Genomic DNA, 25,244 nt, shown 5'->3' with positions numbered 1-25,244 from the left:
AGGGAGCGAGCCTACCGGACCTCCACCGCGTCGCCGACGTTCAGGCCGTCGAAGAAGGCCGAGGAATCGGCGTCGGTGAGGTGGACGCAGCCGTGCGACGGCGCGTCCAGCGGCCCGGCGTGGAAGGCGATGCCGCCGGCGGCGAAGAACACCGAGTTGGGCATGTCCGTGCCGTAGTCGCTGCTGCGGTGGTCGCGGTCCTTCCAGACGACGTGGAACGACCCGGCCGGGGTCGTCCGGTCCGGCGGCCCGAACCCGGCGGGCACCGGCCCGCGCACGACGCGGCCGTCCCGCAGCAGCCAGGCCAGGTGCTGCGGCAGGCTCACGCACGCCCCGGTCGTGACGGCGCACGGAGGTACCGGCGGCGGGATCGTCGTGGTGGCCGGGGTGGCGGTCCGGGGCTCGGGTTCGGCGATCGGGTTCGGCGTCGCCGCGCACGCCGCCGTGACCAGCGTCAGCCCCAGGAGGGTCACCACCCCGGTTCCGCGCATCCGTCGCTCTCCTCGTCGCAGGGTCTCCCGGTGGTCAGTACGGGTGAGCGGGCCGAACCGGGCGTGCACCCGGGTTGTCCCAGCGTGCACCGCGGCTACCGCGGCGGGTACCCGGGCGGTCAAGGTCGAACCATGACGAAGCTGAGCGCCGAGCAGATCGCCCGGCACGCCTACGCGGCCGGGTTCCGCGGCCAGGGCCTGACCACCGCGGTCGCGGTGGCGCTGGCCGAGTCCGGCGGCCGGACGACCGCGCACAACGCCACGCCGCCGGACGACTCCTACGGGCTGTGGCAGATCAACATGCTCGGCCCGCTCGGGCCCGAGCGGCGACGGGAGTACCACCTCAAGTCCGACGACGAGCTGTTCGACCCGGCCACCAACGCCCGCGTCGCGAACCGCATCTCGAGCGACGGCCACGACTTCACGCCGTGGTCGACCTACACCAACGGCGCGTACAAGCACCATCTGGCCGCGGCGCGCAGGGCCGCGCAGGACGTCACGAAGCACCACGGGCACACCGGCGGCGGCGCGAGCGGGGCCGGTCACCCGCTGCGGGTGGACGACGCCGTGCTGCACACGTACGTCCAGCGGACCCGGCACGTCGCCGACACGCTGGGCGACGCGACCGAGCAGCTGCGGGACGTGCGCGAGATCGCCGCCGGCAGCTTCGGCCGGATCGGCAGGGAATCCGGGTTCGCCGGCGCGCTCGAAGCGTTCGGGCTGGCCCTGCAGCGGCAGGTCAAGGGCGTCGGCGCGCACGCCGACGGGCTGGCTTCGGCCGCGCGGACGGCCGCCAGGACCTACCGCGACCACGAGACGGCCACGGCCGCCGCCCTGCACGGGAAGGACTGACATGGACACCGCCGCGCTCGCGCGATCTTTCGCAGAGGATCTCGTCGCGCACCGCGCCAAGCTCGCCGGGAAAGCCGAGGACGCCGTCCGCGCCGAATACGCCTTGCACCAGGTGGCCGCCGCGCTCGACGCCCAGCACGACGCCTACCACCGGGAAAGCGCGACCGTCCTGGAGCACTGGCACGGCCACGGCGCGGACGGCTTCCGCCACACCAGCGCGAAGCTGACGAAGGAACTCCGGGTCACGGGCGCGGCCGGCGCCGCGGCCGAGCGAGTCGTCGCGCACGTGGCGTCCACAGTGGACAGCGAGCACACCGCCGTGCAGCGGCTGGTCGACGAGTACACCGCCGAGGCGAAGCAGGTTCTCGACGCGGGGGTCGCCGCCGGGACGCAGGCCGCGCTCATGCGGGCTGTCGGGCACGCAGCCGACCTCGCGCCGCGGTACACGCGGCAGTCGGCGGCGACGCTGCGGCACGTCGACGCCGAACTCAAGGCAGCGGCCGCGAAACTGCGGACCTTGCGCAAGGACCTGACCCACGACGGCGTCGCGGACAAGCCCGGGCACGCGCATCCGCACCCCAGCAAGGTTTCGGGCCGTGGCCAGGAGATCGTGCAGGCGGCGCGCAAGGAACTCGGCACGCGCGAGAACCCGCCGGGCAGCAACCGGAACCCGTACGGGCCGACGGCGGCGTGGTGCTCGTCGTTCGCGACGGCGATGTGGCGCAAGGCCGGCGTGCGGATCCCGATCCTGCCGTTCAGCGGCGACGTCTTCCACTGGGGCGAGCGCAACGGCCACGCCTACGGCAAGCACTCGCTGCACGAAGCGCGGCCGGGTGACGTGCTGATCTTCGGCATCGGCCCGCAGAACACGTCGACGAGCACGCACATCGGCATCGTCGAGAAGGTCGAAGGGAACCAGGTCACGATGATCGAGGGCAACTCCGGGGACGCCGTCCGCCGGAACACGCACCCGCTCTCGGCGTCGACGTTCTACGGAGGGGTCCACCCGTGATCACCGGAAAAGCCGCCGACCGGACGGTCGCCGTCGAGGTGGCGCCCGGCGGGGCACTGCGGGAGCTGACCCTCGAGCCGTCGGCGCTGCGGCTGGAGCCCGCCGAACTCGCACGCCGGATCCTGGTGCTGTCCGCCGCCGCTTCGGCGCGCGCGACGGCGTCGTTGTGGCACTCCCTGGACGGTGAGGTGGACGCGCTCGGGCTGCCGGCGGCGGGGGAAGCCGCGGAAGAGACCACACCGGACAGCTGGCGAGCCCAGTGAGCGCCGAGAAGACGGCCGCGGAGCTGGCCGACGACGCGTTCTCGGCGCCTGACCCGGGATATGGGGCCCGGCTGGCGGCGATCCGCGCGGCCGCGGCGGACGACGGCGTGGCGGTGGTGGTGGACCTGCACGGGGCGCTCGTGGACCTGCGGTTCGACCGGTGGGCGCTGAACCGGCCACCGCGCGAGCTGGCGGCGCTGATCCGGCGGCTGGCGACCGAAGCGGCGGCGGATGCGTTGCGGCGGGGGCGGGAAGTGCTGGGGGAGCTGTTGCCGGAGGATCCCGCGGTGGACGGGCCGAAGATCGGCGCGCGGCGCGCGAGCGAGCCGGCGACCGCGGGGCCGAAGACCCGGCCGCGGGATCCGGATGATTCGTTCCTTCCGGCGACCTGGGCGACCTGAGCCGTGGAGCACCGGCCTGGTCCGGATCCGCTGCCTGCCGCCGGTCAGTGGACGCTGCCGATCATCCTTGCCAGCCGATCCGCCAGCCAGGCGCTGTCAGCCGGGGTCACCATCACCCACGGCTCGCCGCCGTCCTCCTGCGTCACCGCGTAGCGGCCCGCCGCCGTGTCGAACCAGGCCAGAACCGGCGCGCGGCCCGCCCGGCCCGTCGCCGCCAGCTGGCCCGCGGCGTGGCGCTCCGCCGTCACCAGCGTCGCCAGCGGGCGGACCGCTCGTCCCGTGATCCCCGCCGCCGACAACGCCCGCTCGAACGCGTCGTAACCGCCGCGGGCGTATCCGGCCATCGCCGCCGAGTACGCCGCGCGCGGGAGGCGGAGCTGGTCGCCCGGGCCCGGCGGGACGTCGCCCAGCATGCGGGTCACCGCCGCGACCAGGTCCGCGGGCCGCAGCGGCTCCAGCACCAGCTCGCGCTCGTCCAGCACCGCCAGGACGCCCGCCGCGTCCCGGACCGCCGCCAGCAGCCGCCACGGTGCCTCGCCCAGCACCAGCGCGTCGACGCTCGACGACGGCGAACCCAGCAGCACGAACAGGTCCGCCAGGCCCGGGTCGACGTCGTCGCCGTCGGCGAGACCCGCTTCGGCCAGGCCGGCGAACACGCGCACGCCGAGGTCGTCTCGCTCGGCGTGGGTCGCGCCGTGCGCCGGCACGTCGAACGGGTACGGCGGCGGCCCGCCCGGTCCCAGGTCCTCCCACAGGAGATCGAATTCCAGATGCGACAGGATCACTCCCGCCGCCGTCGCGGTGCGCCGCGCCATGCTCCCCCTTCCCGTGCCGGCCGGCCGCCGTCGGGCACGATGGTGCCGATGGCCGAGCCGCATCCTGACGTCCCCGCGAGCGGGTACCTCGTCGTCCGCGCTTCGGGCGCGGCCGCGGCGCGCGCGGCGATCCTCGGCAACGCCGGCGAACCCGACCGCGTCCAGCTGCTGCTGCGCTGCCCGGTCCCGCGGACGGTCGCCGAGCCCGGCGCGAAGCTGACGTTCGCCGACGCGACCCTGCACCTGCAGCCGTCCGGCGTCGTGATGCTGACCGTGTCGGCGGCGAAGCTGTCGATCTCCTTCGCGGAGCTGCGGCCGTTGATGTTCCGGCCGGTCGAGGTCGACGCGGCGCTGCGGAGCCTGTTCGCGAGCGCGGTCGCGCACGTCCTGGCGGCCGGCGCGCGGCTGGACCCGCACGGCTTGGCGCACCACCTGCTGGGCCTGGCCGAGCTGGTGCTGCGCAGCGCGCTGCGGGTCGAGCTGGATCGGGTCGACGCGCTCGCGGCCCGGCGGCGCGAAGCGCTGGAGTACATGCGCGCGCACCTCGGCGAGCAGTCGCTGAGCGCGGACAAGATCGCCGAAGCGCTGTACATCTCGCGCCGGCGGCTGTACCAGCTGTTCGACGACGGCCAAGGCGTCTCGGAACGGCTCAAAGGGCTCCGCATCGAGCGGGCGAAGGCGCTGCTGGCGGACCCGGCGAAGGCGGGCCGCGGCATCGCGGAGATCGCGCGGGACTGCGGGTTCACCAGCGCCCCGCACTTCTCGCGGACGTTCCGCCACGCGACCGGGCGGACCCCGCGCGAGTACCGGGAGCGGGCGCTGCGGGGGTGAGGTCGACGCCGGCGACGAGCGTCCCGGCCAGGCCCGCGACCTCCAGCCAGCCCCGGCCGCCCGGGGAGTGCAGGGTGAACACGGCCGCGCGCGGCCGGTCCGGGTCGAGCACCACCGCCTGCAGCTGCGCGCCGGAGAGGCCGATCCGCTCGACGATCACGACCGGGTAGCCGCGGCCGGTCCGCGCGTTGCTCACCTCGCGGATGCCCGGCGTCCGGTCGGCGACGAAGTACCCGAGGCCGGCGGCGTCGCCGACGGGTCCGTCGACCGGGACGATCCCGGCGATCAGCAACGCGGGATCGGCGTCGCGGTGCTCGACCAGCGCCAGCAGGCCGGCGCGCTGCTCGTGGGCGATCTCCGCGCACTGGACGGCGGCCGTCTCCAGGCCGAGGTCGCGGGCGGCGTCGGGCCCGCGCAGGCGCGCCATCAGCGCGTGCAGCTCGGCCGTCGTGCGCTCGACCGAGTCCAGGCTCACCGGGGTGATCCCCGGAACGGCGGGCAGTTTCACCGGCCACCCAGTGCCGCGGCGAACGCGCCCACGGCGCCCGGCGGCGGCGTCACCGGCGCGACGGGCGTCCGCGCGACGGTGACACCCAGCTCGCGCGCGGCGGCCGAGAACGTCTCCAGATGGGTGGCCAGGCCGGGGCAAACCGGTGAACTGGGGAGGGGAGCGCCCTCGCCGAGGGCCCGCAGCCGGTCGCTGACGCGGGCGGCTTCGGTGGCGTGGGCGCGTTCCAGCTCGCGGGCTTCGGCGACGACGCGGTCGAGGTTGTCGCGCTGCCGGGCGAGCCGGGCGCGGGCGGCGGTCAGCTGCTGGTGCGTGCCGGGGGAGAACTGGGCTTCGGTTTCGGCCCGTTCGAGGTCGTCCTCGGCGTCGCGAACGGCCCGCCGGGCGGCGGCGGCCCGGCTGTCGAGTTCGCCGGCCCGCCGATGATGGGCGGCGAGGGTGCCGGCCCAGTCGTCGAGAACGGCGGCGGCCGCGCGCAGGGCCCCAGGGACATCGGCGAGCCCGGCCGCGGCCCGCCGGGCGCGGTCGGCCAGCGCCTGCGCGGACGGGCCGGCCCACTCCGGAATCGCGCCGGGGGCCGGGGTTTCTTCGAGCCGAGCCGCGGCGGCGGTGCACCGGCGGGCCGCTTCGGCGACGGCATCCGGGCGGCCGGGGACGGGGTTGCAGCCCAGACCGGGGTATTCAGTCATCGGCGCGGCCCAGTGGTGAAGTGGCCGGGCGAGCCGGCCGGTGCGCAGGATCAGTCATCGGCCCGGCCCAGTTCGTCCGCTGCCGCGATGTCCGTTTCGCGGTAGGCGTTCGCGGCCGTCCGGACGCCGGCCGCCGCCGTCGTGACATCTCGTTCCACCGCTCGGATGCGGCCGGACCACTCCGCCGCCAACGCCGCCAGCGCGTCCACAACCGGCCCGACGTCCCCGGAAGCCGCCGCTTCGGCTTCGGCCGCCGCCGCGCTGTACTCGTCCGCGGTGTCCTCCAGCCGCAGCGCCAGGGCATCGAGCGCTGCCGGGTCCGCGTGGAAGCCGCTCATTCGCCGAACACCGGGGGGTACGCCGGTGGCAGGTCGTCGAGCAGGTCGTAGCCCGCCGCGTACTTGTCGCGGTGCTCCGCGTCCTCCTCGCGTCGCGTGCCCTGGCCCGGCGGGTACATGCCGAAGCCCGGCCCCGCTCCACGGCCGCCCGTCGAGCCCGGGCCGAATCCCGCGGTGCCCGTCCCGAAACGTCCCGTGCCGGCCCGGCCGCCTTCCCCGAGCGCGTCCGCGCCCGGCACACCGACGCCGGGGATGCCCGCGACCCCGGGCCCGTAGCCGGACGACGAAGCGCCGCCCGGCCCGGCACCGCCGATCACTCCGTCGACCCCGCCACCCGGCATCCCGGCCCCGGTGAACGCCGGCGGCACCGCGGAAGCGACCGCCGTCGAGTCGCCCGGCTCGCGGCCGGACGACGGCGCCGAGGGAACCGAAGGCACCGACGGATCGTGGCCCGGCGGGGCCACCGGAACCCGGGTGCGCACGGGATCCGAACCCGCGCTCACCGCCGGTGCCGTGCCGAACTCCGGCGGGAGACGGTGCCGGACGTCGTGGCTCGCGCTCTCGTACTGCTCCATCACGCGGACGGCCTCGGCCTTGGCCTGGTCCGCCTGCTTCTTCGTCGGCAGCTTGTCGTCGAGCAGCTCGTCCAGCAGGTACGTGCCTTCCGGCCCGTCGAGCCGCTTCACCGCGTATCCCGCCCGGAACCACCGCTCGGCCCAGTAGTGCACCGGCTCCGGCATCTTCCGCTGGGCTTCGGTGATCGCGGCGGTGTAGGCGTCGAGGCCGTCGCCGACGTCACGGGCGTTGCCGCCCGCCGTGCTCGCCCAGCGGGTCAGGCGCTGCACCGACTCCGCGGCCTGCGCCGCCGACGGCCCGCGCCACGACAGCAGCAGCTTCTGCACCACGGCGTGCACGTTCCCGGTCGCGGTGTCGACGCCCCGGGCCACCTCCGCCCACCGGTGCGCCTGCTCGCCGAGCTTCGCCGGTTCGGCCGACTGCACCATGTCCCACAGCTCGCGGTGCTCGTAGCTGTTCCAGTGGATCCGGCCGAACGCGGCTTCCCGCTCGTTCGCGGCCTGCTCGCGGCGGACCCGCTTGGCCTTCGCCCGCTGCCGCGCGGTCGGCGCGTGACGCGTCGAGTAGAACTCAGGCATCCGGCTCACCCACCCGCAGCGCCTCGGCGGCCTCTTCGTCGTTACGCCGGTGCGTCGCCGCGACGACGTCGAGCGCCTGCCGCAGCGACGCCAGTTCGGCCAGGTACGACTCCAGGGCCGCCTGCACGCCGCCGGCCTCGGCGCCGCCGCGCAGCCCGAACGAGCGGCGCATCCAGTGCGAGACCGGTCCCTTGCCGTCGGCCAGCGGGACGTTCAGGTCGCGCGCGGTCCGCAGGTGTCCCGCGAGCTCCTCGTAGTGCGCGTCCAGGGCCTTCTTGGCGTCGTCGATCTCGGCGTAGTCCAGCGCGAGGACGTCCGAGCCGTCGGCGATGAGCGCGGCCGCCCCGGCACCCTGTGGCTTCGCCACACCGGACGCCCGCTCCCTCGGTTCCCGCCGTTCGGCCTTCTCGCGCCGCTGCTCCGCGTGCAGCTGCCGGCGTGCGTCGGCTTCGTCGCGCACTGTCGCCATGGAGGTCCTTCCCTCGCCACCCAGGCGTCCATCCTGGCCAATGGGCGCCGCGATGAGAAGAGGTCCCCGCCCGGGTGCACGGCCGGACACGAACACTGCACGGGCGGATAGCTAGTCCTCCGGCACCGTCACGACCCAGCGCCCGGGACGCCGGCGCAGGTAGCCCCACCAGTACAGCGCCGACACCAGCAGCACCCCGGCGGTGATGCCGAGGTCGAGCGCGCTCTGCTCGACCAGCACGTAGGCCAGCGCGGCGACGGCGAGCAGCGGCACCACCGGCCAGGCCGGCATCCGCCACACGTGCGGCTTGCGGTGCGCCGCCCGGCGCGCACCGAGCGTGGCGGCCGCGACGGCGAGGTAGAGCGCGACGACGGCGACCCCGGTGACGCCGCTGAGCGTGTCCACCGGCACGAAGCAGAGGACGGCTTCGGACAGGCCGGTCACGAGCGTGGCCACCCACGGCGAGCCGAACCGGGAGCCGACCACGCTCATCGCGCGGTTCACCGGCGTCGGCCACGCCTGGTCGCGGGCGGAGGCGTAGAGCACGCGCGAGTTCTGGATGACCATCACGATCACGGCGTTGACGATCGCCGCCGCGATGCACAGGCTGATCGCGACGCCGACCGCCGACGTGCTCCAGCCGGTGACCAGCGCGGTGAGGTCCACGCCGGCGAGCGCGCCGGCGTCCGGCACGGCGAGCGTGATCGCGACGACCGGCACGAGGATGACCAGCGCGCTGATCGCGAGCGTCCAGAAGACGGTGCGCGCGACCGTCCTGCGCGGCTCGCGCATCTCCTCGGCCAGGTAGACGGCGGTGCTGAAGCCCTGCACGACGAACAACGCGACGGCGAGCCCGCTGACCACCGCGATCAGGCCGATCGCGCTCGTCCCGAGGTGCGGCTCGAGCAGCACGGCCGGGCTCTGCGTGGTGTGGGTGAACCCGAGCAGCGACACGACGAAGATCGCGACGAGCTCGATGACCAGGAAGATCCCGGTGATCCAGGCGTTGGACCGCAGGTTCAGCAGGCCCATCACGGTCGAGGCGAGCATGACGAGCGCGCCCGCGACCGACGGGTCCACGTCGGCGACGGCGGAGAGGTAGCCGGCGACCCCGATCGCGATGATCGGCGGCACCACCAGGATGACGACGAACGACAGCATGAACGTCAGCCAGCCGGCGAACCGGTTCGCGACGGTCGTCACCATCGCGTACTCGCCGCCGGCGCTCGGCACCAGCGTGCCGAGTTCCGAGTAGCAGAAGGCGATCCCGACGCAGAGCAGGACCGCGAGGGCGATGGCGAGCGCGGTGCCGGTGCCGAGGTCGGCGAACAGCGGGGGCACGAGGACGAACAGCGACGACGCGGGGGTCACGCAGCTGAGCGTGAGCAGCGTGCCGCCGCCGACGCCGATGGACCGGGTCAGGGTGCGCGGCCCGGCGGGCGCGGCGGCGGCACCGGTCAGGGGCGGGGCGGGAGTGTGGGACATGGGGCGTTCCCTCCGGCCGGGGGCAAGGTGCGACGGATGGAACAGCAGGTGAATCGGTGTTGTCAACGCCACAAACACGACGGATTTCGTTGCCGATGGGCGAGATCTCCTTCGGATCGAGTTACCGACCGTGACGGACGCGCCGGGTTTGCCCTGCCTTGCCCGCGTCGGGGATGATCCGGGGCGTGAGCAGCCAGGACACCCCGAGCCGGCCCGTGCCGCCGGTGCTCGACGACATCTCGCGGCAGATCATCGCGCAGCTGCAGGAGGACGGCCGGCGCGCCTACGCGACGATCGGCAAGGCGGTCGGGCTGTCGGAGGCGGCGGTGCGGCAGCGGGTGCAGCGGCTGTCGGACTCCGGCGTCATCCAGATCGTCGCCGTCTCGGATCCCTTGCAGGTCGGGCTGTTCCGGCAGGCGATGATCGCGATCACCGTCGACGGCCCGCTCGAGCCGGTCGGCGACGCACTGGCCGAAATGGACGAAATCGCGTACGTGATCCTGTGCGCCGGGCGCTACGACCTGCTCTGCGAAGCGGTCTGCGCGGACGACGAGGCGCTCCTGCAGCTGATCTCGACGCGGATCCGGGCGCTGCCCGGCGTCCGGCACGCCGAGGTCATGGTCTACCTCAAGCTGCGGAAGCAGACCTACCAATGGGGCACTCGCGGAGCGTGACGACTAAATTCGAAGGTGAAGCGGTGAACTTGACCATGGATTAGTCGTCCAAGTTCGACTGGACGACTGAATCGCTTGCGCCGACGCTTCGACGCGTGCGATAACCGAGGCATGACCACTACCGCCGACCTCGCCTCCGCCGACGCTGCCGGGCTCGCCCGTGCCGCCCACAGCAACCTCTGGATGCACTTCACCCGCCACTCCGCCTACGACGAGACCGACGTCCCGGTGATCGTGCGCGGCGACGGCCCGTACATCTGGGACGCCCGCGGGAAGCGCTATCTCGACGGGCTCGCCGGTCTGTTCGCGGTCCAGGTCGGGCACGGCCGCGAGGAACTCGCCGAGGCCGCCGCGCGCCAGACGAAGCAGCTGGCGTACTTCCCGCTGTGGGGGCACGCGCACCCGGCGGCGATCGAGCTGGCTTCGCGGCTGGCCGAGGCGTCGCCGGGCGACCTGAACCGCGTTTTCTTCACCGTGAGCGGCGGCGAATCGGTCGAAACGGCGTGGAAGCTCGCCAAGCAGTACTTCAAGCTCGCCGGGAAGCCGGGCAAGCACAAGGTGATCAGCCGCGCACTGGCCTACCACGGCACCTCGCAGGGTGCGCTGTCGATCACCGGCATCCCCGGGGCGAAGGCCGACTTCGAGCCGCTGGTGCCGAGCACGCTGCGCGTCCCGAACACGAACTTCTACCGCGCGACCGAGCACGCCGACGACTACGCGGCCTACGGGCGCTGGGCCGCCGACCAGATCGAGCAGGCGATCGAGTTCGAGGGCGCGGACACCGTCGCGGCGGTGTTCCTGGAGCCGGTCCAGAACACCGGCGGCTGTTTCGTGCCGCCGCCCGGCTACTTCGCGCGCGTGCGGGAAATCTGCGACAAGCACGACGTGCTGCTGGTCTCCGACGAGGTGATCTGCGCCTTCGGCCGGGTCGGCCACGACTTCGCGGCCAAGCGGTACGGCTACCAGCCCGACATCATCACCACGGCCAAGGGGCTGACGTCGGGGTACGCGCCGCTGGGCGCGGTGCTCGCCAGCGAGCGGCTGATGGAGCCGTTCACGCGCGGCGCGACGACGTTCATGCACGGCTCGACCTACGGCGGGCACCCGGTGTCGTGCGCGGTGGCGCTGGCGAACCTCGACCTGATCGCGCGCGAGGACCTCTACGGGCACGTGCTTTCCCGTGAGACGGCGTTCCGGTCCACTTTGGACAAGCTGCTCGACCTGCCGATCGTCGGCGACGTCCGCGGGGCCGGGTTCTTCTACGGCATCGAGCTGGTGAAGGACAAGGCGACCAAGGAGACCTTCAGCGCCGCGGAGTCCGAGCGGGTGCTGCGGGGGTTCCTGTCGGAGGCGCTGTTCGACGCGGGGCTGTACTGCCGGGCCGACGACCGGGCCGAGCCGGTCGTGCAGCTGTCGCCGCCGCTGGTCTGCGATCAGGCGCAGTTCGACGAGATGGAGCAGATTCTGCGGGACACGCTCACGCGCGCCTGGCAGCTGCTGTAGGGCTCGCGTCTCCTGTGGCCGATCGGCCCGGAAGGGCGGGAATCGCGCGCTGCCCGCCCGCGCGCGGGTTTCTGAGTACCGTGGAATCCGGGGGACCGGGGGAGCGGCCGGTGACCGGGCCGCCCGCGTCGCGCCGGACCGGCCGCGCATCCGGGAGGAGAACCCGATGACCGCGACCACGGACACTCCGCGCCTGCCGTTCGAGCGGCCGAACGTCCTGGAGATCGCCCCGCTGTTCGAGGTGCTGCGCCGGCAGGGGCCGGTCGTGCCGGTGACCACCCCCACCGGGGACCCGGCCTGGCTGGTCACCGGGTTCGAGCAGGTCCGCGCCGTGTTCACCGACCCGCGGTTCGGCCGCTCGCACCCGGCGCCCGAGCAGGCGTCGGCGCTGTCGGACGCCGCCATCCTCAGCCGTCCGCAGGGCGACCACGAGACCGAGCACCACACGCACGCCCGGATGCGGAAGATGCTCGTGCCCGCGTTCTCCGCCAACCGGATCCGGCGGCTCGCCGGGCACGTCCAGGAGCTGGCCGAGGGCTGCTACGCCGCCATGGAGCGCGCGCGACGCGCGGGCGGGCCGGTCGACCTGCACGAACACCTGTCGTTCCCGCTGCCGGTGCTGGTGATCTGCGAACTGCTCGGCGTCCCGTCCGCGGACCGCGACACGTTCCGCGTGCTGTCGGAGCGGATGGGCCGGATGGACATCGGCGACGGCGCCGACGCCGCGCTCGACGAGTTCGCCGCCTACATGGCCCGCCTCGCGGCGGACAAGCGGCGCGAGCCCGGCCAGGACGTCGTCTCGGACCTCGTCCGCGCCCAGGCCGAGGAGCCGGCCTTCGGCGACGACGACCTCGCCCGCCTCGCCGCCGGCCTGCTGTTCGCCGGCCACGAGACGACGTCCAACCGGATCGACCTCGGCGTGCTCTACCTGCTCACCGACCTCGCCCGGCGCGACGCGCTGGCCGCCGACCCCGAGGGGCAGGTCCACGGCGTCGTCGAAGAGATCCTGCGGCTGGCCGCGCCGGGCGGCCTGGGCGTCCTGCGGTACGCCCACGACGACGTCGAGCTCGGCGGCGTGACGATCGCCCGCGGCGACGCGGTCGTCCTGGCGCTCGGGGCGGCGAACCGGGACCCGTCGGTGTTCCCGGACGCGGCGGAGTTCGACCCGGGCCGCAAGCCCAACGCGCACGTGGCGTTCGCCTACGGCGGCTGGTTCTGCATCGGCGCGAGCCTCGCCCGCACCGAGCTGCGCGTCGTGTTCGGCTCGCTGTTCCGCCGGTTCCCCGGGCTGCGGCTGGCCGTGCCGGTCGATGAACTGGCGATCCGGACGAACCGTGTCACCGGGGGAGTGGACCGCGTGCCCGTCCTCTGGTAGACGTGGGCGCGGCCGCGACGGGAGGACACCGTGACCCTGTGGGACAAGCTGGGGATGGACGACAAGCTCGTCAAGGTGCTGCAGGACATCCCGCCGGGACCGGACGCGGCCGACTTCGGGCAGCCCTACGTCACGATCCACCAGCTGGCCGTCGAGCTGGACCAGCGGTTTCCCGAGGTCCGCAAGCAGCTGGACGTCCCGCTGGGCGGCGGCGCGACCCGGCACGCCGGGCTGGTGGAGCTGCTGGGCAAGGAGCTGGTCGACAAGATCAGGCGCTACGGCGACGTGTACCCGATCGAGGCGGCGCAGCTGTCGGCGGTGCGGTTCCGCGAGCTGCGGCTGACCGGCCCCGGCGGGCGTGACCTGGTGGGCGCGTCCCGCACGGACCTGCCGTTGATCCGCTTGCGGCCCCAGGGCTGAGGGTGGTCGCCCCGCCGGTCCGCGTGGTGGTGGCCGAACGCGACCCGGCGGTGCGGGCCCGCCTCGGCGGGCTGCTGGCCGAAGCGGACGGCATCGAGCTGGTGGGCGCGGTCCCGGACGCGACGGCGGCGGGCGTGACGGTCCGCCGCCGGCTGCCGGACGTGGTGCTGCTGGACCTGCGGCTGGGCCCGCTCGGCCCGGTGGCGCGCCGCCCGGCGGTACTGGCCCTGGTCACGTTCGACTCGGACGCGGCGATCCTGCGGGCGCTGCGCGACGGCGCATCGGGATTCCTGCTGCGTTCGGCCCGCCGGAAGGAGCTGATCAGGCTGGTCCGCTTGGCGGCGGACGGCCACCGGGTGCTGTCCCCGGACGCGGCCCGCCGCCTGGTCTCGGCGGCGACCCGGCTGTCGGGCCCGCGGGACGAGCGCCTGGCGAGAGTGGACAGCCTGACCGGCCGCGAGCGGCAAGTGCTGGCGTGGGTGGGCCAGGCGGCGACGAACGCGGAAATCGCGACCCGGCTGGAGGTGACAGAGCCGGTGGCGCGGAGCCTGGTCGCGCAGGTGGTGCGGAAACTGGGCTGCGCACACCGGACGGAGGCGGGATTGCTGGCGTACGAGCGCGGGCTCTGCCACCCGGGCTGAACCCCGCGACGCAGCGTCAGGACCGCGCGGCGGGAATCGGCCGGGCGACGCCGAAACCGCCGTACGGACCCGCTTTGGCGCGCTTGCGGACCTCGTCGAAGTGCCGGTGCACGGCTTCGGCCGCCGCATCGGCGTCGCGCAGCACCAGCGCGTCGACGATCGCCTGGTGCCGCTTCGCCGTGGCCGTGGGGGAGGAGGCCGGGCCGCCCAGCTCGCTTTCGGCGATCCGGTAGACGTCCCAGAACAGGCCCGTGAGCTCGCGGGCGAGGTCGAACCCGGCCTCGGCGCAGATGAGGTCGTGGAATTCGCGGTCGGCGTCCGCGGCGTCCGGGCCCTTGCGGCGCATCCGCACCACGCACGCCTGCAGCTCTTCCACCAGCTCGGGCCGGTGGTCCGCGGCGACGCGGCGGGTCAGCTCGGTTTCGAGCATCTCCCGCACCTCCAGCAGGTCGCGCAGCCGCCCGACGTCGGTGGCGCCGCGGGCGCGGGTGCGGAACAGCAGCCAGGTCTGCAGCGACTCCGACCCGGCCGAGCCGACGAACGTGCCGTAGCCGTGGCGGATCTCGACGATGCCGAGGGCCTGCAGGGCCTTGATGGCCTCGCGGATGGAGTTGCGGCTGACGCCGATGTCCTCCATCAGGCTCAGCTCGGTGGGCATGGGCGCGCCCGGCGGGAGCTCCCGCTCGACGATCAGGTCGATGATGCGCTTGGTGATCTCTTCGCTGCGCTGCGGACGGGCCACGGCTGTCCTCCCCGGGTGCGGCATGAGAGGACATCCTACGTCATACGTCCAGAGCTGTGACATGCCCGGCTTCGCCGCCCGGACGGGCGCGAGACCGGCTCTTGACCGGCTCGCGAAGCCATCCTAGGCTCACGCCGGTCATAGGACGTCCCACGTCCTACCGTTTCAGGCCCCCGGGAGACAGCGATGTCCCAGAGCCCGTCGCTCAGCCGCCGCCAGTTGCTGCGCTACAGCACCTTCGCCGGCGCGGCCCTGGCGTTCCCCGCCGTGCTCGCCGCGTGCGGCGGACCGGCGTCCACCAACAAGACCGGCAGCTCGGCGGGCTCGCTGACCGCCGTGATCGGCTACGGCAACAACCAGACGTGGGACCCGCTGCAGACCGCGTCCGCGTTCTCCATGGCCGCGATGCTGCACTGCTACGAGTCCCTCGTGGAGGGTGACCCGATCACCCGCGCGCCGTTCCCGGGCCTGGCCAAGGCGCTGCCCGCGGACACGAGCGGCACCAGCCTGAAGTTCGACCTGAGAGACGGCGCCAAGTGGCACGACGGGCAGCCGGTGACCGCCGACGACGTCGTCTTCACCTACGCCAGGGCCCTCGACGAGAAGGAGAACGTGCTGATCCACAGCTTCTTCTCGCACTGGCTGGCCGAGGTCCGCAAGACCGGCGACCGCTCGGTCGAGTTCGTCCTGAAGTTCCCCTTCCCGTACGCGCTGCAGCGCATCCAGTGCTGCAAGATCGTGCCCAAGCACGTCTACGACGGCAAGTGGGACGACGCCAAGAGCGGCAAGGTCGTCGGCTCCGGCCCGTACAAGGTCGTCGAGCAGGCGCCGCTGAGCCACACCAGCTTCGAGAAGTTCGCCGACTACAACGGCCCGCGCCCGGCCGCCTACGACCGGATGCTGTGGAAGTCCATCGTGGACGCCGCGCCGCGCGTCGCCGCCATCTCCGGCGCCAAGCCGGACGCGCAGATCGCCGAGAACATCCCGGCCGCCAACGCCGAGCAGCTGCGCAAGGCCGGCCGCACCGTCGAGTTCGCCGACGGCGGCAACAACCTCTTCCTGCTCTTCAACACCGCGCACGCGCCCTTCGACAACAAGCTCGTCCGGCAGGCCCTGCACTACGCCATCGACAAGCAGAAGATGATCGACATCGGCCTCAAGGGCGCGGGCTCGCCCGGGACGTCGTTCATCAACCCGAAGCTCCCGTCGTCGCAGCCCGCCGCGCAGGACTTCGTCTACCACCCCGAGAAGGCGAAGCAGCTGCTGCAGCAGGCCGGCGTGAGCGGCCTCAAGGTCACGCTGTCCACCACGAACACCTCGCTGGTCGCCGACTGCGTCAAGGTGATCAAGGAAGGCTGGGACGCGATCGGCGTCCAGACCACTTTGGACTCCCAGGACACCAAGGCGCTGTTCTCCAAGCTGGACGCCGGCACGGACTTCCAGGTCGTCGCGACGACCAACAACCCGATGCAGTTCGGCAACGACCCAGACCTGCTCATCCGCTACTACTACGACGCCAAGTCGATCCTGACGAGCAAGTACGCCCGCTGGACCGGCCCGGACGCCCAGGCGCTGCAGCAGCTGCAGGACCAGGCCGCGGCCGAGCCCGACGAAGCCAAGCGCACGGCGCTGAACAAGCAGCTGCTGGACCGGATTTCGGAGCAGGCCGTGATCTACCCGGTCGTGTTCACCCAGCTCGGCACGGCGTGGGACCCGAAGGCGATCACCGGGGTGCGTGCCCAGGGCTACCCCGGCATCTACCTGAACCAGGCCAAGCCGGTCTAGGAGGAGAACACCCGTGGCCGTCGTCGTGCGGATGCTGCTCAGCCGCATCCTCGCCCTGATCCCGCTGCTGCTCGGCGTGATCCTGTTCGTGTTCGTCGTGATGCGCTTCGCCCCGACCGACCCGGCGCTGGCCGCGTTCGACGGCGCGAACGCCACCGCCGAGCAGCTCCAGCGGTTCCGGGAGGAGAACGGGCTGCTGGACCCGCTGCCGCTGCAGTACGTCCACTTCGTCTGGCACCTGCTGCAGGGCGACTTCGGCACCAGCGTGATCACCAAGCAGCCGGTCGGGCAGACCATCGCGACCGCGCTGCCGCTGACCGTGCAGCTGACCCTGCTCGGGCTGGTCATCGCGCTCGTGGCGGCGCTGGTGCTCGGCGTGACGTCGGCGCTGTTCCGCGATCGCTGGCCCGACAAGCTGATCCGCGTGGTCACCCTCGCCGGGGTCGCCGCGCCCGCGTTCTGGGTGGCGCTGCTGCTGGTGCAGTGGCTGGCCGTCGGCCAGGGCCTGTTCCCGACCAGCGGCTACGTCAGCCCGGCCGACTCCGTCGGCGGCTGGCTGAACTCGCTGGCGCTGCCGGCGGTCTCCCTGGCGCTGCCGGTGGCCGCCCAGCTGACCCGGGTGATCCGGACGTCGATGGTCGAAGAGCTGGACAAGGACTACGTCCGCACCGCGCGCGGCGGCGGCCTGCCGCCGGTGGTCGTGGTCGGGCGCAACGTGCTGCGCAACGCGCTCGTCACGCCGCTGACCGTGCTCGGCCTGCGGGTCGGCTACCTGCTGGGCGGCGCCGTCGTCATCGAGACGATGTTCGCGCTGCCGGGGATGGGGCAGAACATGATCCAGGCCGTCACCGACGGCGACACCGCCAAGGTGCAGGGGTTCGTCATCACGATCGCGATCGGGTTCGTCCTGGTCAACCTCGTCGTCGACGTGCTGTACCTGATCGCCAACCCGCGCCTGCGGAGCCACGCGTGAAGCGCCTGCGCGGGGCCTGGCCCGCACTCGCGATCCTCGGCGTCCTGGTCCTGGTCGCCGTGCTCGGCACGCTCGTGGCCACGCACAGCCCGGACGCGCTCAGCACCGACACCGGCGGCCCGAGCAGCGCCCACTGGTTCGGCACGGACACCTCGGGCCGCGACATCTTCTCCCGGCTCGTCGCCGGCACGCGCTGGTCGCTCGCCATCGGCCTGGGGGCGGTGGCGCTCGCGCTCGTGTCGGGAGCGGTGATCGGGGCGTTCGCCGCGACGTCGCACCGCCGGGTGGACGCCGTGATCATGCGCGTCCTCGACGTCATCATGGCGTTCCCGGGCATCGCGCTCGCGGCGGTGCTGGTCGCGGTGTTCGGCCACGGCATCCAGGTGCTGATCCTGGCCATCGGGTTCCTCAACATGCCACCGGTGGCCCGGGTCGTGCGGGCGAACGTCCTGGCCCAGTACGGCGAGGACTACGTCGCCGCCGAGCGCGTCATCGGGGCCCGCCGGTTCTTCGTGCTGACCCGGCACGTCGCGGTCAACTGCGCCGCGCCGGTGCTCGTGTTCTGCACGGTCACCGTCGCCGACGCGATCGTCTTCGAGGCGTCGCTGTCGTTCGTCGGCGCCGGCATCCAGCCGCCGGACCCGTCGTGGGGTTCGGTGCTCGCCGACGGCAAGGACCTGGTCCTGACCGGCGGCTGGTGGGCGACGCTGTTCCCCGGCCTGCTGATCCTGGTCACCGTGCTGGCGCTGAACATCCTGTCCGAGCGCATCTCGGACGCGTGGGCCGCGCCGTCGACCCGCGCGGTGAAGGCCGCCGAGGTGGCGAAGGCGGTCGAGGCACGCGACGACGCCGACACCGCACCCGTCCTGCCCATCGCGGGCCTGCGGGAGGCGGGGGAGCGGCTCGCCCGCACCGCCCGGTCGGTGGACCACCGCGAGACGGTCCTGGAGGTCGACCGGCTCCGGATCTCCTTCCCGGGCCGCCACGGCGGTGCCGACGTCGTCGACGGCGTGTCCTTCAGCGTGCGCGCCGGCGAGGTGCTCGGCCTGATCGGCGAGTCCGGGTGCGGCAAGACGCTCACCGCGCTGTCGATCCTCGGCCTGCAGCCGCCGGCCGCGAAGGTGTCCGGCCAGGTCCGCTTCGCGCGGCGGGATCTGCTGAACCTGCGCCCGGGCGAACGCCGCCGGCACCTCGGCCACGACATCGCGATGATCTACCAGGACGCGCTCAGCAGCCTCAACCCGGCGATGACGATCCGCGCCCAGCTCAAGCAGTTCACCCGCCGCGGCGGCACCCGCACCCCGGCCGAGCTGCTGGAGCTGGTCAACCTCGACCCGGAACGGACGCTGCGGGCCTACCCGCACGAGCTGTCCGGCGGCCAGCGCCAGCGCGTGTTGATCGCGATGGCGCTCTCGCGCAGCCCGAAGCTGATCGTCGCCGACGAGCCGACCACCGCGCTCGACGTCACCGTGCAGGCCCAGATCATGGCGCTGCTGCTGCGGCTCCAGGAAGAACTGGGTTTCGCGCTCATCCTCGTCTCGCACGACCTCGCGCTGGTGTCCGAGATCGCCGACCGCGTCGTCGTGATGTACGGCGGCCAGGTCGCCGAGCTGGGCGCCACGGCCGAGGTCGTCGGCTCGCCGCGGCACCACTACACGCGGGGGCTGCTCAGCGCCGTGCTGTCGCTGGAGGAGAACGACGCCCGGCTGACGCAGATCAAGGGCGTCGTCCCGGCCCCGGCCGAGTTCCCGGCGGGCTGCCGGTTCGCCGGCCGCTGCCCGGCGGCACGGGCCAAGTGCCACGACGAGACCCCGGTCCGCTTCGGCGAGCCGGTCGAGCACCTGGTCGCCTGCCACTTCCCGGCGGCCGGCATCACGCGCGAGAAGGAGGCGACGGCGTGAACCTGCTGGAGGTCGACGGCGTCCACGTCGTCCACAAGATCCGCGGCCGCGGCCTGTTCGGCCACCGGAACGTCTACGCGCTGACCGACGCGCACCTGGTCGTGCACCCGGGCGAGACGATCGGCGTCGTCGGCGAGTCCGGCTGCGGCAAGTCGACGCTGGCCAAGGTGATCGTCGGGCTGCAGCGGCCGACCGCGGGCAGCGTCCGCTTCCGCGGGAAACCACTGGAGTCCGGGTCGGGGCGCGAGGTCGGCATGGTGTTCCAGGACCCGGCCACGGCGCTGAACCGGCGGCTGGCGGTCGCCAGGATCATCCGCGACCCGCTGGACGTCCACCGCGTCGGCACGCCGGCCGAGCGCGACGACCGCGTCCGCGAGCTGATGAGCCTGGTCGGCCTGCCGCCGAGCGTCGCCGACGCCGTGCCCGGCCAGCTGTCCGGCGGCCAGCGCCAGCGCGTCGCCATCGCCAGGGCCCTGGCCCTGCGGCCCGCGCTGCTGGTCGCCGACGAACCCACCTCCGCCCTCGACGTCTCGGTCCGCGCCCAGATCCTCAACCTGCTGCTCGACCTGCGCGAGCAGCTGGAGCTGGCGATGGTGTTCGTCTCGCACGACATCCAGACCGTCAAGAAGATGAGCGACCGGATCGTCACGATGTACCTGGGCCGGATCGTCGAAGAGGCACCGGCTCCCGAACTCCCGGAAGCCGCCCGGCACCCGTACACGCGCGCCCTCTTCTCGGCGACGCCCAGCCTGCTGCACCCGGTGGAGCCGATCGTGCTCACCGGCCCGGTGCCGTCGGCGACCAACCCGCCCAGCGGGTGCCCGTTCCGCACCCGCTGCCCGAAGGCCACCGGCGAGTGCGCGGCCGAGCTGCCGCCGCTGTCGGTGGCCGACGGCGGCCACACCTACCGCTGCATCCATCCCGAGATCCCGACCGGAGTGACCGCCTGATGAAGTTCGCCGGCATCGTCCCGCCGCTGTGCACGCCGTTCCACGACGACTTCAGCGTGGACACCGAATCGCTGCGCCGCCACGTCGAGGTCCAGCTCGACGCCGGTGTCCACGGCGTGTTCGTCCTCGGCTCCTCCAGCGAGGTCGCCTTCCTGCCCGACGCGCAGCGCCGCGTCGTCATCGAAACGACGGTCGACCAGGTCGCCGGCCGCGTCCCGGTGCTCGCCGGCTGCATCGACATGACGACGCTGCGGGTCGCCGAGCACATCCGGGTGGCCGAAGCCGCCGGTGCCGACGCCGTCGTCGTCACCGCGCCCTACTACACGCGCACGCACGTCGCCGAGATCGACCGGCACTTCCGGCTGCTGCGCGAGCGCACGTCGCTGCCGATCGTCGCCTACGACATCCCGGTCGCCGTCCACACGAAGCTCGACGGCGGGCTGGTGCTCGACCTCGCCGCCGACGGCGTCATCGCCGCGCTCAAGGACTCCAGTGGCGACGAAGCGGCGTTCCGCGCGGTGCTGCTCGGCAAGCGTGACCGCGGCCTCGACTCCTTCGCCGTGTTCACCGGATCCGAGCTGGTGGTGGACGCGGCCCTGGCGATGGGGGCCGACGGCGCGGTCCCCGGCCTCGGCAACGTCGACCCGGTCGGGTACGTGCTCATCCACGACCACTTCAAGTCCGGCAACCTGGCCGCGGCCCGCCGCGAGCAGGAACGGCTGCTGAAACTGTTCTCGATCACGGCCGTCGCGCCGCCGAGCCGGATGGGCCGCGGCTCGGCCGGGCTCGGCGCGTTCAAGGCCGCGATGAAGATGCGCGGGTTCATCGACAACGCCGTGATGGCGCCGCCGCAGCTGCCGCTGGATGACGAGGAACTGCTGCGGATCAAAGAAAAGCTCGCCGAAGCCGGTCTGCTCTGATGATCCGCTACGGCGAGCTTCCTGACCGAACGGGAGGTGCTCCGGCGGGTCACCCCGGACGTCCCGATCACGACCAACTTCGTCGGCCTGGTGCAGAAAGCGCTCGACTGGCACACGTGGACGCCGCACGAGGACGTCGTCAGCCTCGACTCCTACCCCGATCCCGGCGACCCGCGCGCCCACGTCGAGGCCGCGTTCGCCTACGACCTCGTCCGGTCCGCCAAGGACCGGCCGTGGCTGCTGCTGGAACAGGCGCCGAGCGCGGTGAACTGGCGGCCCCGCAACAGCCCGAAGCCACCGGGTGCGATGCGGCTCGGCAGCTGGCAGGCCATCGCCCAGGGTGCCGACGCCGTGCTGTTCTTCCAGTGGCGCCAGACCGCCGGCGGGGCCGAGAAGTTCCACTCGGCGATGGTCCCGCACGGCGGCCGCGACACGCGGACGTTCCGCGAGACGGCGGCGCTCGGCCGGGAGCTGGCCCGGGTGCCGGAGCTGGCCGGGACCCGGGTGCGGGCCGACGTCGCGCTGCTGCACGACTGGCCCAGCTGGTGCGGGCTGGAACTCGACTCGCACCCGGCGCGGCTGGACCAGCTGGAAACGCACCTCGCGCACTACGCCCCGCTGTTCGACGCCAACATCACCTGCGATGTCGTGCACCCGTCGCGGGACCTCACGCGCTACCGGCTCGTCGTCGTCCCGAACCTGTACCTCATGGAGCAGGCCACGGCGGACAACCTGCGGGCGTACGTCCGGGCCGGTGGCCACCTGGTCGTCTCGTACTTCACCGGCATCGTCGACGGCTGCGACCGCGCCTACCTCGGCGGGCATCCGGCGCCGCTGCGCGACGTCCTCGGCCTGCGGGTCGACGAGTTCTGGCCGCTCGACGAACCCGTCGAGCTCGAGTTCGCCGACGGCACACCGGACGCCGGGACGATCTGGGCCGACTGGATCGAGCCCGAAGGCGCCGAAGCCGTCGCGTCCTTCGTTTCGGGGGAGCCGGCGGGGCGGCCCGCGATCACCCGGCACGCCTTCGGCGACGGGGTGGCCTGGTACCTCGGCACCCGGCCCGGCCTGGCGGCGCTGCTCGGCCGCGTCACCGCCGAAGCCGGGGTGACGCCGGTGCTCGCGGCTCCGCCCGGGGTGCAGGCCGTCGTCCGCCACGGCGCGGAAAGCGCTTACCTGATCCTGCTCAACCACGGCACCGAGCCGGTCACCGTCGACCTGCCGTCCGCCGCACCGGACCTGCTGACCGACCCTTCGCGGCCGGTCGGCGCGGTCCGGCTCGCCCCGCGCGGTGTCGCCGTCCTGAAAGGATGAGAATGAGAACACTGGGGAGATGGGCCGCCTTGGTGGCCCTGACGGCGGGCTCGCTGCTCGCCGTGAGCCCGGCGCAGGCCGCGCCGCGGTTCGACCAGCAGGTGCTGTTCAAGGCGTCACAGGATCCCGGGTACCACTGCTTCCGCATTCCGGCGATCGTCAAGTCCACTCACGGCACGCTCCTGGCCTTCGCCGAGGGCCGCATCGACAACTGCGGCGACACCGGCGACATCGACCTGGTGCTCAAGCGCTCCACCGACGGCGGCCGGACGTGGTCGCCGCTGCAGGTGGTCAACCGCGGCGGCGGGGACACGCACGGCAACCCCGTGCCGATCGTGGACCGGCGCACCGGCCGGATCGTGCTGATCACGACGTACAACAAGGGCCGCGACGACGACAAGGGCTGCGCCGTCCCGTGCCCGCGGACGCCGCACTCGCAGTACAGCGACGACGACGGCCTGACCTGGTCCACGCCGGTCGACATCAGCGCGCAGGCCAAGCTGCCGGACTGGGACTCCTGGTACGCGTCCGGCCCGGTGCACGGGATCCAGCTGACCCGCGGGCGGCACGCCGGACGGCTCGTGTTCGGCGTCAACGCCGAAACCAGCGACGGCACGCACTCGATCGAGAACCACGCCGGGCTCGTCTACAGCGACGACGGCGGGCGCAGCTGGCGCGTCGGCGCGGTGGACAGCTACCCGCACCCGGTCGGCGGGACGTACACGCAGAAGCCGTCCGAAGTGACCGTCGCCGAGCTGGCCGACGGCTCGATCTACGCCGGCGGCCGCGAGCAGGGCGGCACCGACATCGGCAACCGCGACTTCGCCATCAGCCGCGACGGCGGCGAGACGTTTTCCAGGTCCTTCACCACCATCCCCGACCTGGTGACGCCGATGGTGCAGGGAGCGGCGCTGCGCCTCGACCGGGCGGGGCGCGGCGACCGCATCCTGTTCTCCTCGCCGTCGGACACCGACCGGCGCCGCTGGATGATGATCCGCTCGTCCTACGACGGCGGCCGGACCTGGGAGAACGCCGAGCAGGGCACGCGGGTCACCACGGACTGGTCCGGGTATTCCGACCTCGTCCAGATCAGCGACCCGCACGCGCGGTCCACGGAGATCGGGCTGCTGTACGAGGGCGGTGCCGTCGACGCCCGTGACGAGATCCGTTTCGCGCGGTTCGACGAGGAGTACCTCGGCTGGCGCGATTCCGCGGGACCGTCCACACCGGACGTGTCGCACCACGCGGACGCCCGGGTCCTCGGCGGCGCTTCGGTGACGGACGGGCGTTTCGGCGGCGGTCTGTCGCTGGACGGCGTCGACGACTACGTCCGCGTGCCGTACGACCCGGCGCAGCCGCCGGGCGACGGCGACCTGACGTGGACGGGGTGGTTCCGCTACGGCGCCACGAAGGGCAACCAGGTGCTGTTCTGGCTGGGCGGCATGGGCAGCACCGCGCCTCAGCTGTGGCTGCGGGGCGAACCGGCGAACCACCGGCTGATCGCGATGATGACGACGGCGGCCGGGAGCGCGTCGATCACGACCACCCAGGCCTACGACGACCAGGCCTGGCACCACGTCGCCCTGGAACGGACCGGCGGGCGGCTGCTGCTGCGGGTGGACGGCGCCCAGGTCGCCGCCGGACCCGCGGCCGCCGGGTCGGTCAGCCAGACCGTGTCCTTCCAGCTGCAGCTCGGGCAGCGGCTGGACAACCAGTTCCGCTGGACCGGCTCGTTCGACGAGGTCCGCTTCTACCGCCGGGCGCTCACGGCGCCGGAGCTCGACGCGATCCGGCTGGCGAACGCGCCGGTTCCGGCGGGGCAGGTGCTGCGGCTGCCGTTCGACCGGATCCACGGCTGAGGGAGATGAGGACGACGCCGGCGATGCTGAGCGCACCGCCGGCGGCGTCCACCCACGTCGGGACCTCGCCCAGCCACCCGAACGACACGGCCAAGGCGACTGCGGGCACGAGGTACAGCGCCCCGGTCGCGACGGCGATCGAGTGCCGGGCGACCGCGTAGCCCCACGCCACGAACCCGGCGGCCGACGGCAGCACCCCGAGGAAGATCACCGCCGTCGTCGCCTCGCCGGGCGCGGCCGCGAAGCCGTGCAGGGCCTGCGGGGCGAGCGGCAGGAGGAACAGCGTCCCGGCCCACATCGCGTAACAGGCGACTTCGAGGCCGGTGTAGCGGCCGAGCAGGGGCTTGGTGCAGCAGTGGTAGACGCCTTGGACCGCGGCGGCGGCCAGGACCACCCACGCCGAGTCCGCGTACGCCAGGCCGTTGCCGGCCGCGATGAGCGTGCTGCCGCCGAGCGCCACCACGCTGCCGAGGATCTTGGCCGCGGTCAGCCGCTCGCCGAGGAACGCGGCGGCGAGCAGGACGCTGAACACCGGCGCGACCGAGACGAGCAGGCTCGCGGTGCCCGCCGGGACGTGCACTTCGCCCCAGTTGAGCAGGAGCTGGTACGCGCTCATCCCGGCGAGCCCGCAGGCCGCGATGTGCGGGAGGTCGCGCGCGCGGGGCAGCCGCACCTTGAGGATCGGCGCGGCGAGCAGCAGCACGGCCGACGCCACGGCGAGCCGGGCGAACGAGAGCCCGGCGACGCCGTAGCCGTCGAGACCGACCTTGATGGCGGGGAACGCGGCCGCCCAGAGAACGACGGTGACGGCGAGGGCCAGGAGTTTCACGGCTCCATCGTCGGCGTTAAGCTTCATAAGTACCAGTTACGGTTTCTTTC

At 73.1% G+C, this 25,244-nt stretch carries 27 protein-coding genes; 17 read left to right on the top strand and 10 right to left on the bottom strand.

Going from position 1 to position 25,244, the window contains the following annotated elements:
• Positions 1–11 precede the first annotated feature (11 nt).
• Positions 12–491 (bottom strand): L,D-transpeptidase, encoded by a 480-nt coding sequence (locus tag BT341_RS29070; RefSeq protein ID WP_072479309.1) that lies wholly within the window; start codon positions 489–491, stop codon positions 12–14.
• A 132-nt stretch (positions 492–623) separates the two neighbouring features.
• Between BT341_RS29070 and BT341_RS29065 the strand changes: the two genes are divergently transcribed.
• Genes BT341_RS29065 through BT341_RS29050 form a run of 4 tightly spaced genes read left to right on the top strand, consistent with a single transcriptional unit; the run spans position 624 to position 3,019 of the window.
• The gene (locus BT341_RS29065; protein WP_072479308.1) at positions 624–1,343 is read left to right on the top strand and encodes a transglycosylase SLT domain-containing protein; all 720 of its coding nucleotides are present in this window, start codon (positions 624–626) and stop codon (positions 1,341–1,343) included.
• Position 1,344: 1 nt separating this feature from the next.
• On the top strand, positions 1,345–2,355 hold the full coding sequence (locus BT341_RS29060; RefSeq protein WP_072479307.1) for a CHAP domain-containing protein: 1,011 nt from the start codon (positions 1,345–1,347) through the stop codon (positions 2,353–2,355).
• Positions 2,352–2,618 (top strand): hypothetical protein, encoded by a 267-nt coding sequence (locus BT341_RS29055; RefSeq protein WP_072479306.1) that lies wholly within the window; start codon positions 2,352–2,354, stop codon positions 2,616–2,618. Before BT341_RS29060 ends, BT341_RS29055 begins: the two co-directional genes overlap by 4 nt.
• The gene (locus tag BT341_RS29050; protein WP_072479305.1) at positions 2,615–3,019 is read left to right on the top strand and encodes a hypothetical protein; all 405 of its coding nucleotides are present in this window, start codon (positions 2,615–2,617) and stop codon (positions 3,017–3,019) included. The genes BT341_RS29055 and BT341_RS29050 overlap by 4 nt, the downstream gene beginning before the upstream one ends.
• A 44-nt stretch (positions 3,020–3,063) precedes the next feature.
• Here the strand turns inward: BT341_RS29050 and BT341_RS29045 are convergent, their stop codons facing one another.
• Positions 3,064–3,834, bottom strand: coding sequence for an ESX secretion-associated protein EspG (locus BT341_RS29045; RefSeq protein WP_072479304.1), 771 nt, complete (start codon positions 3,832–3,834; stop codon positions 3,064–3,066).
• A 48-nt stretch (positions 3,835–3,882) separates the two neighbouring features.
• On the opposite strand from BT341_RS29045, the gene BT341_RS29040 reads away from it, so the two are divergent.
• Complete coding sequence (locus tag BT341_RS29040) at positions 3,883–4,665, top strand: helix-turn-helix transcriptional regulator (RefSeq protein WP_072479303.1); 783 nt, start codon at positions 3,883–3,885, stop codon at positions 4,663–4,665.
• Here BT341_RS29040 and BT341_RS29035 read toward each other — a convergent pair.
• The 6 genes from BT341_RS29035 to BT341_RS29010 all read right to left on the bottom strand — a co-directional run bounded on the left by BT341_RS29035 (position 4,577) and on the right by BT341_RS29010 (position 9,308).
• Positions 4,577–5,140 (bottom strand): hypothetical protein, encoded by a 564-nt coding sequence (locus BT341_RS29035; protein ID WP_245805139.1) that lies wholly within the window; start codon positions 5,138–5,140, stop codon positions 4,577–4,579. The genes BT341_RS29040 and BT341_RS29035 overlap by 89 nt on opposite strands.
• 29 nt (positions 5,141–5,169) lie before the next feature.
• Positions 5,170–5,862: a hypothetical protein gene (locus BT341_RS29030; protein ID WP_072479301.1), complete on the bottom strand. Its 693-nt coding sequence runs from the start codon at positions 5,860–5,862 to the stop codon at positions 5,170–5,172.
• Between the two features lie 50 nt (positions 5,863–5,912).
• On the bottom strand, positions 5,913–6,200 hold the full coding sequence (locus BT341_RS29025; protein ID WP_072479300.1) for a hypothetical protein: 288 nt from the start codon (positions 6,198–6,200) through the stop codon (positions 5,913–5,915).
• Positions 6,197–7,354: a PPE domain-containing protein gene (locus BT341_RS29020; RefSeq protein ID WP_072479299.1), complete on the bottom strand. Its 1,158-nt coding sequence runs from the start codon at positions 7,352–7,354 to the stop codon at positions 6,197–6,199. Before BT341_RS29020 ends, BT341_RS29025 begins: the two co-directional genes overlap by 4 nt.
• Complete coding sequence (locus tag BT341_RS29015; RefSeq protein WP_072479298.1) at positions 7,347–7,823, bottom strand: hypothetical protein; 477 nt, start codon at positions 7,821–7,823, stop codon at positions 7,347–7,349. Before BT341_RS29015 ends, BT341_RS29020 begins: the two co-directional genes overlap by 8 nt.
• Before the next feature lie 111 nt (positions 7,824–7,934).
• Positions 7,935–9,308 carry an APC family permease gene (locus BT341_RS29010; RefSeq protein ID WP_072479297.1) on the bottom strand — a complete coding sequence of 458 codons (1,374 nt, stop codon included), beginning with the start codon at positions 9,306–9,308 and terminating at the stop codon, positions 7,935–7,937.
• A gap of 173 nt (positions 9,309–9,481) precedes the next feature.
• Here BT341_RS29010 and BT341_RS29005 point away from each other — a divergent pair, with 173 nt between their 5' ends.
• From BT341_RS29005 to BT341_RS28985, 5 genes are all read left to right on the top strand, one after another.
• A complete protein-coding gene (locus tag BT341_RS29005; protein WP_072479296.1) occupies positions 9,482–9,982 on the top strand; it encodes an Lrp/AsnC family transcriptional regulator in 501 nt (166 codons plus the stop codon).
• A 111-nt stretch (positions 9,983–10,093) separates the two neighbouring features.
• On the top strand, positions 10,094–11,485 hold the full coding sequence (locus BT341_RS29000; RefSeq protein ID WP_072479295.1) for an aspartate aminotransferase family protein: 1,392 nt from the start codon (positions 10,094–10,096) through the stop codon (positions 11,483–11,485).
• A gap of 166 nt (positions 11,486–11,651) precedes the next feature.
• Complete coding sequence (locus BT341_RS28995; protein ID WP_143168666.1) at positions 11,652–12,860, top strand: cytochrome P450; 1,209 nt, start codon at positions 11,652–11,654, stop codon at positions 12,858–12,860.
• A gap of 30 nt (positions 12,861–12,890) precedes the next feature.
• Entirely contained in the window at positions 12,891–13,280 is a 390-nt protein-coding gene (locus BT341_RS28990; RefSeq protein ID WP_072479294.1) for a hypothetical protein, read from the top strand.
• Between the two features lie 2 nt (positions 13,281–13,282).
• On the top strand, positions 13,283–13,921 hold the full coding sequence (locus BT341_RS28985; RefSeq protein ID WP_072479293.1) for a LuxR C-terminal-related transcriptional regulator: 639 nt from the start codon (positions 13,283–13,285) through the stop codon (positions 13,919–13,921).
• A 16-nt stretch (positions 13,922–13,937) separates the two neighbouring features.
• Here the strand turns inward: BT341_RS28985 and BT341_RS28980 are convergent, their stop codons facing one another.
• Complete coding sequence (locus tag BT341_RS28980) at positions 13,938–14,663, bottom strand: FadR/GntR family transcriptional regulator (RefSeq protein WP_072479292.1); 726 nt, start codon at positions 14,661–14,663, stop codon at positions 13,938–13,940.
• A 186-nt stretch (positions 14,664–14,849) separates the two neighbouring features.
• Between BT341_RS28980 and BT341_RS28975 the strand changes: the two genes are divergently transcribed.
• The 7 genes from BT341_RS28975 to BT341_RS28945 are packed head-to-tail and all read left to right on the top strand — an operon-like array spanning position 14,850 to position 24,365.
• Positions 14,850–16,448 (top strand): ABC transporter substrate-binding protein, encoded by a 1,599-nt coding sequence (locus BT341_RS28975; protein ID WP_072479291.1) that lies wholly within the window; start codon positions 14,850–14,852, stop codon positions 16,446–16,448.
• Positions 16,449–16,461: 13 nt separating this feature from the next.
• The gene (locus tag BT341_RS28970; RefSeq protein WP_084743021.1) at positions 16,462–17,421 is read left to right on the top strand and encodes an ABC transporter permease; all 960 of its coding nucleotides are present in this window, start codon (positions 16,462–16,464) and stop codon (positions 17,419–17,421) included.
• Complete coding sequence (locus tag BT341_RS28965; protein ID WP_072479290.1) at positions 17,418–19,322, top strand: dipeptide/oligopeptide/nickel ABC transporter permease/ATP-binding protein; 1,905 nt, start codon at positions 17,418–17,420, stop codon at positions 19,320–19,322. Before BT341_RS28970 ends, BT341_RS28965 begins: the two co-directional genes overlap by 4 nt.
• The gene (locus BT341_RS28960; RefSeq protein ID WP_072479289.1) at positions 19,319–20,272 is read left to right on the top strand and encodes an oligopeptide/dipeptide ABC transporter ATP-binding protein; all 954 of its coding nucleotides are present in this window, start codon (positions 19,319–19,321) and stop codon (positions 20,270–20,272) included. Before BT341_RS28965 ends, BT341_RS28960 begins: the two co-directional genes overlap by 4 nt.
• Entirely contained in the window at positions 20,272–21,192 is a 921-nt protein-coding gene (locus tag BT341_RS28955) for a dihydrodipicolinate synthase family protein (RefSeq protein ID WP_072479288.1), read from the top strand. The genes BT341_RS28960 and BT341_RS28955 overlap by 1 nt, the downstream gene beginning before the upstream one ends.
• Before the next feature lie 36 nt (positions 21,193–21,228).
• Positions 21,229–22,506 carry a beta-galactosidase gene (locus BT341_RS28950; RefSeq protein ID WP_245805138.1) on the top strand — a complete coding sequence of 426 codons (1,278 nt, stop codon included), beginning with the start codon at positions 21,229–21,231 and terminating at the stop codon, positions 22,504–22,506.
• Positions 22,507–22,508: 2 nt separating this feature from the next.
• Complete coding sequence (locus tag BT341_RS28945) at positions 22,509–24,365, top strand: sialidase family protein (RefSeq protein ID WP_072479287.1); 1,857 nt, start codon at positions 22,509–22,511, stop codon at positions 24,363–24,365.
• Here the strand turns inward: BT341_RS28945 and BT341_RS28940 are convergent.
• On the bottom strand, positions 24,271–25,194 hold the full coding sequence (locus tag BT341_RS28940) for a DMT family transporter (RefSeq protein WP_218177780.1): 924 nt from the start codon (positions 25,192–25,194) through the stop codon (positions 24,271–24,273). The genes BT341_RS28945 and BT341_RS28940 overlap by 95 nt on opposite strands.
• Between the last annotated feature and the right edge of the window lie 50 nt (positions 25,195–25,244).

Source organism: Amycolatopsis australiensis (assembly GCF_900119165.1).
GTDB classification, from domain to species: domain Bacteria; phylum Actinomycetota; class Actinomycetes; order Mycobacteriales; family Pseudonocardiaceae; genus Amycolatopsis; species Amycolatopsis australiensis.
The sequence above is the reverse complement of the archived record's forward strand: the minus strand, read 5'-3'. Positions and strand labels throughout refer to the sequence as shown.

Coding starts and splice junctions, on each gene's coding strand:
- BT341_RS29005 (WP_072479296.1), top strand. CDS start 9,482: ATGATCCGGGGCGTGAGCAGCCAGGACACCCCGAGCCGGCCCGTGCCG.
- BT341_RS29060 (WP_072479307.1), top strand. CDS start 1,345: ATGGACACCGCCGCGCTCGCGCGATCTTTCGCAGAGGATCTCGTCGCG.
- BT341_RS29045 (WP_072479304.1), bottom strand. CDS start 3,834: ATGGCGCGGCGCACCGCGACGGCGGCGGGAGTGATCCTGTCGCATCTG.
- BT341_RS29030 (WP_072479301.1), bottom strand. CDS start 5,862: ATGACTGAATACCCCGGTCTGGGCTGCAACCCCGTCCCCGGCCGCCCG.
- BT341_RS28975 (WP_072479291.1), top strand. CDS start 14,850: ATGTCCCAGAGCCCGTCGCTCAGCCGCCGCCAGTTGCTGCGCTACAGC.
- BT341_RS29010 (WP_072479297.1), bottom strand. CDS start 9,308: ATGTCCCACACTCCCGCCCCGCCCCTGACCGGTGCCGCCGCCGCGCCC.
- BT341_RS28995 (WP_143168666.1), top strand. CDS start 11,652: ATGACCGCGACCACGGACACTCCGCGCCTGCCGTTCGAGCGGCCGAAC.
- BT341_RS29025 (WP_072479300.1), bottom strand. CDS start 6,200: ATGAGCGGCTTCCACGCGGACCCGGCAGCGCTCGATGCCCTGGCGCTG.
- BT341_RS29040 (WP_072479303.1), top strand. CDS start 3,883: ATGGCCGAGCCGCATCCTGACGTCCCCGCGAGCGGGTACCTCGTCGTC.
- BT341_RS28955 (WP_072479288.1), top strand. CDS start 20,272: ATGAAGTTCGCCGGCATCGTCCCGCCGCTGTGCACGCCGTTCCACGAC.
- BT341_RS29065 (WP_072479308.1), top strand. CDS start 624: ATGACGAAGCTGAGCGCCGAGCAGATCGCCCGGCACGCCTACGCGGCC.
- BT341_RS29015 (WP_072479298.1), bottom strand. CDS start 7,823: ATGGCGACAGTGCGCGACGAAGCCGACGCACGCCGGCAGCTGCACGCG.
- BT341_RS29070 (WP_072479309.1), bottom strand. CDS start 491: ATGCGCGGAACCGGGGTGGTGACCCTCCTGGGGCTGACGCTGGTCACG.
- BT341_RS29020 (WP_072479299.1), bottom strand. CDS start 7,354: ATGCCTGAGTTCTACTCGACGCGTCACGCGCCGACCGCGCGGCAGCGG.
- BT341_RS28945 (WP_072479287.1), top strand. CDS start 22,509: ATGAGAACACTGGGGAGATGGGCCGCCTTGGTGGCCCTGACGGCGGGC.
- BT341_RS29000 (WP_072479295.1), top strand. CDS start 10,094: ATGACCACTACCGCCGACCTCGCCTCCGCCGACGCTGCCGGGCTCGCC.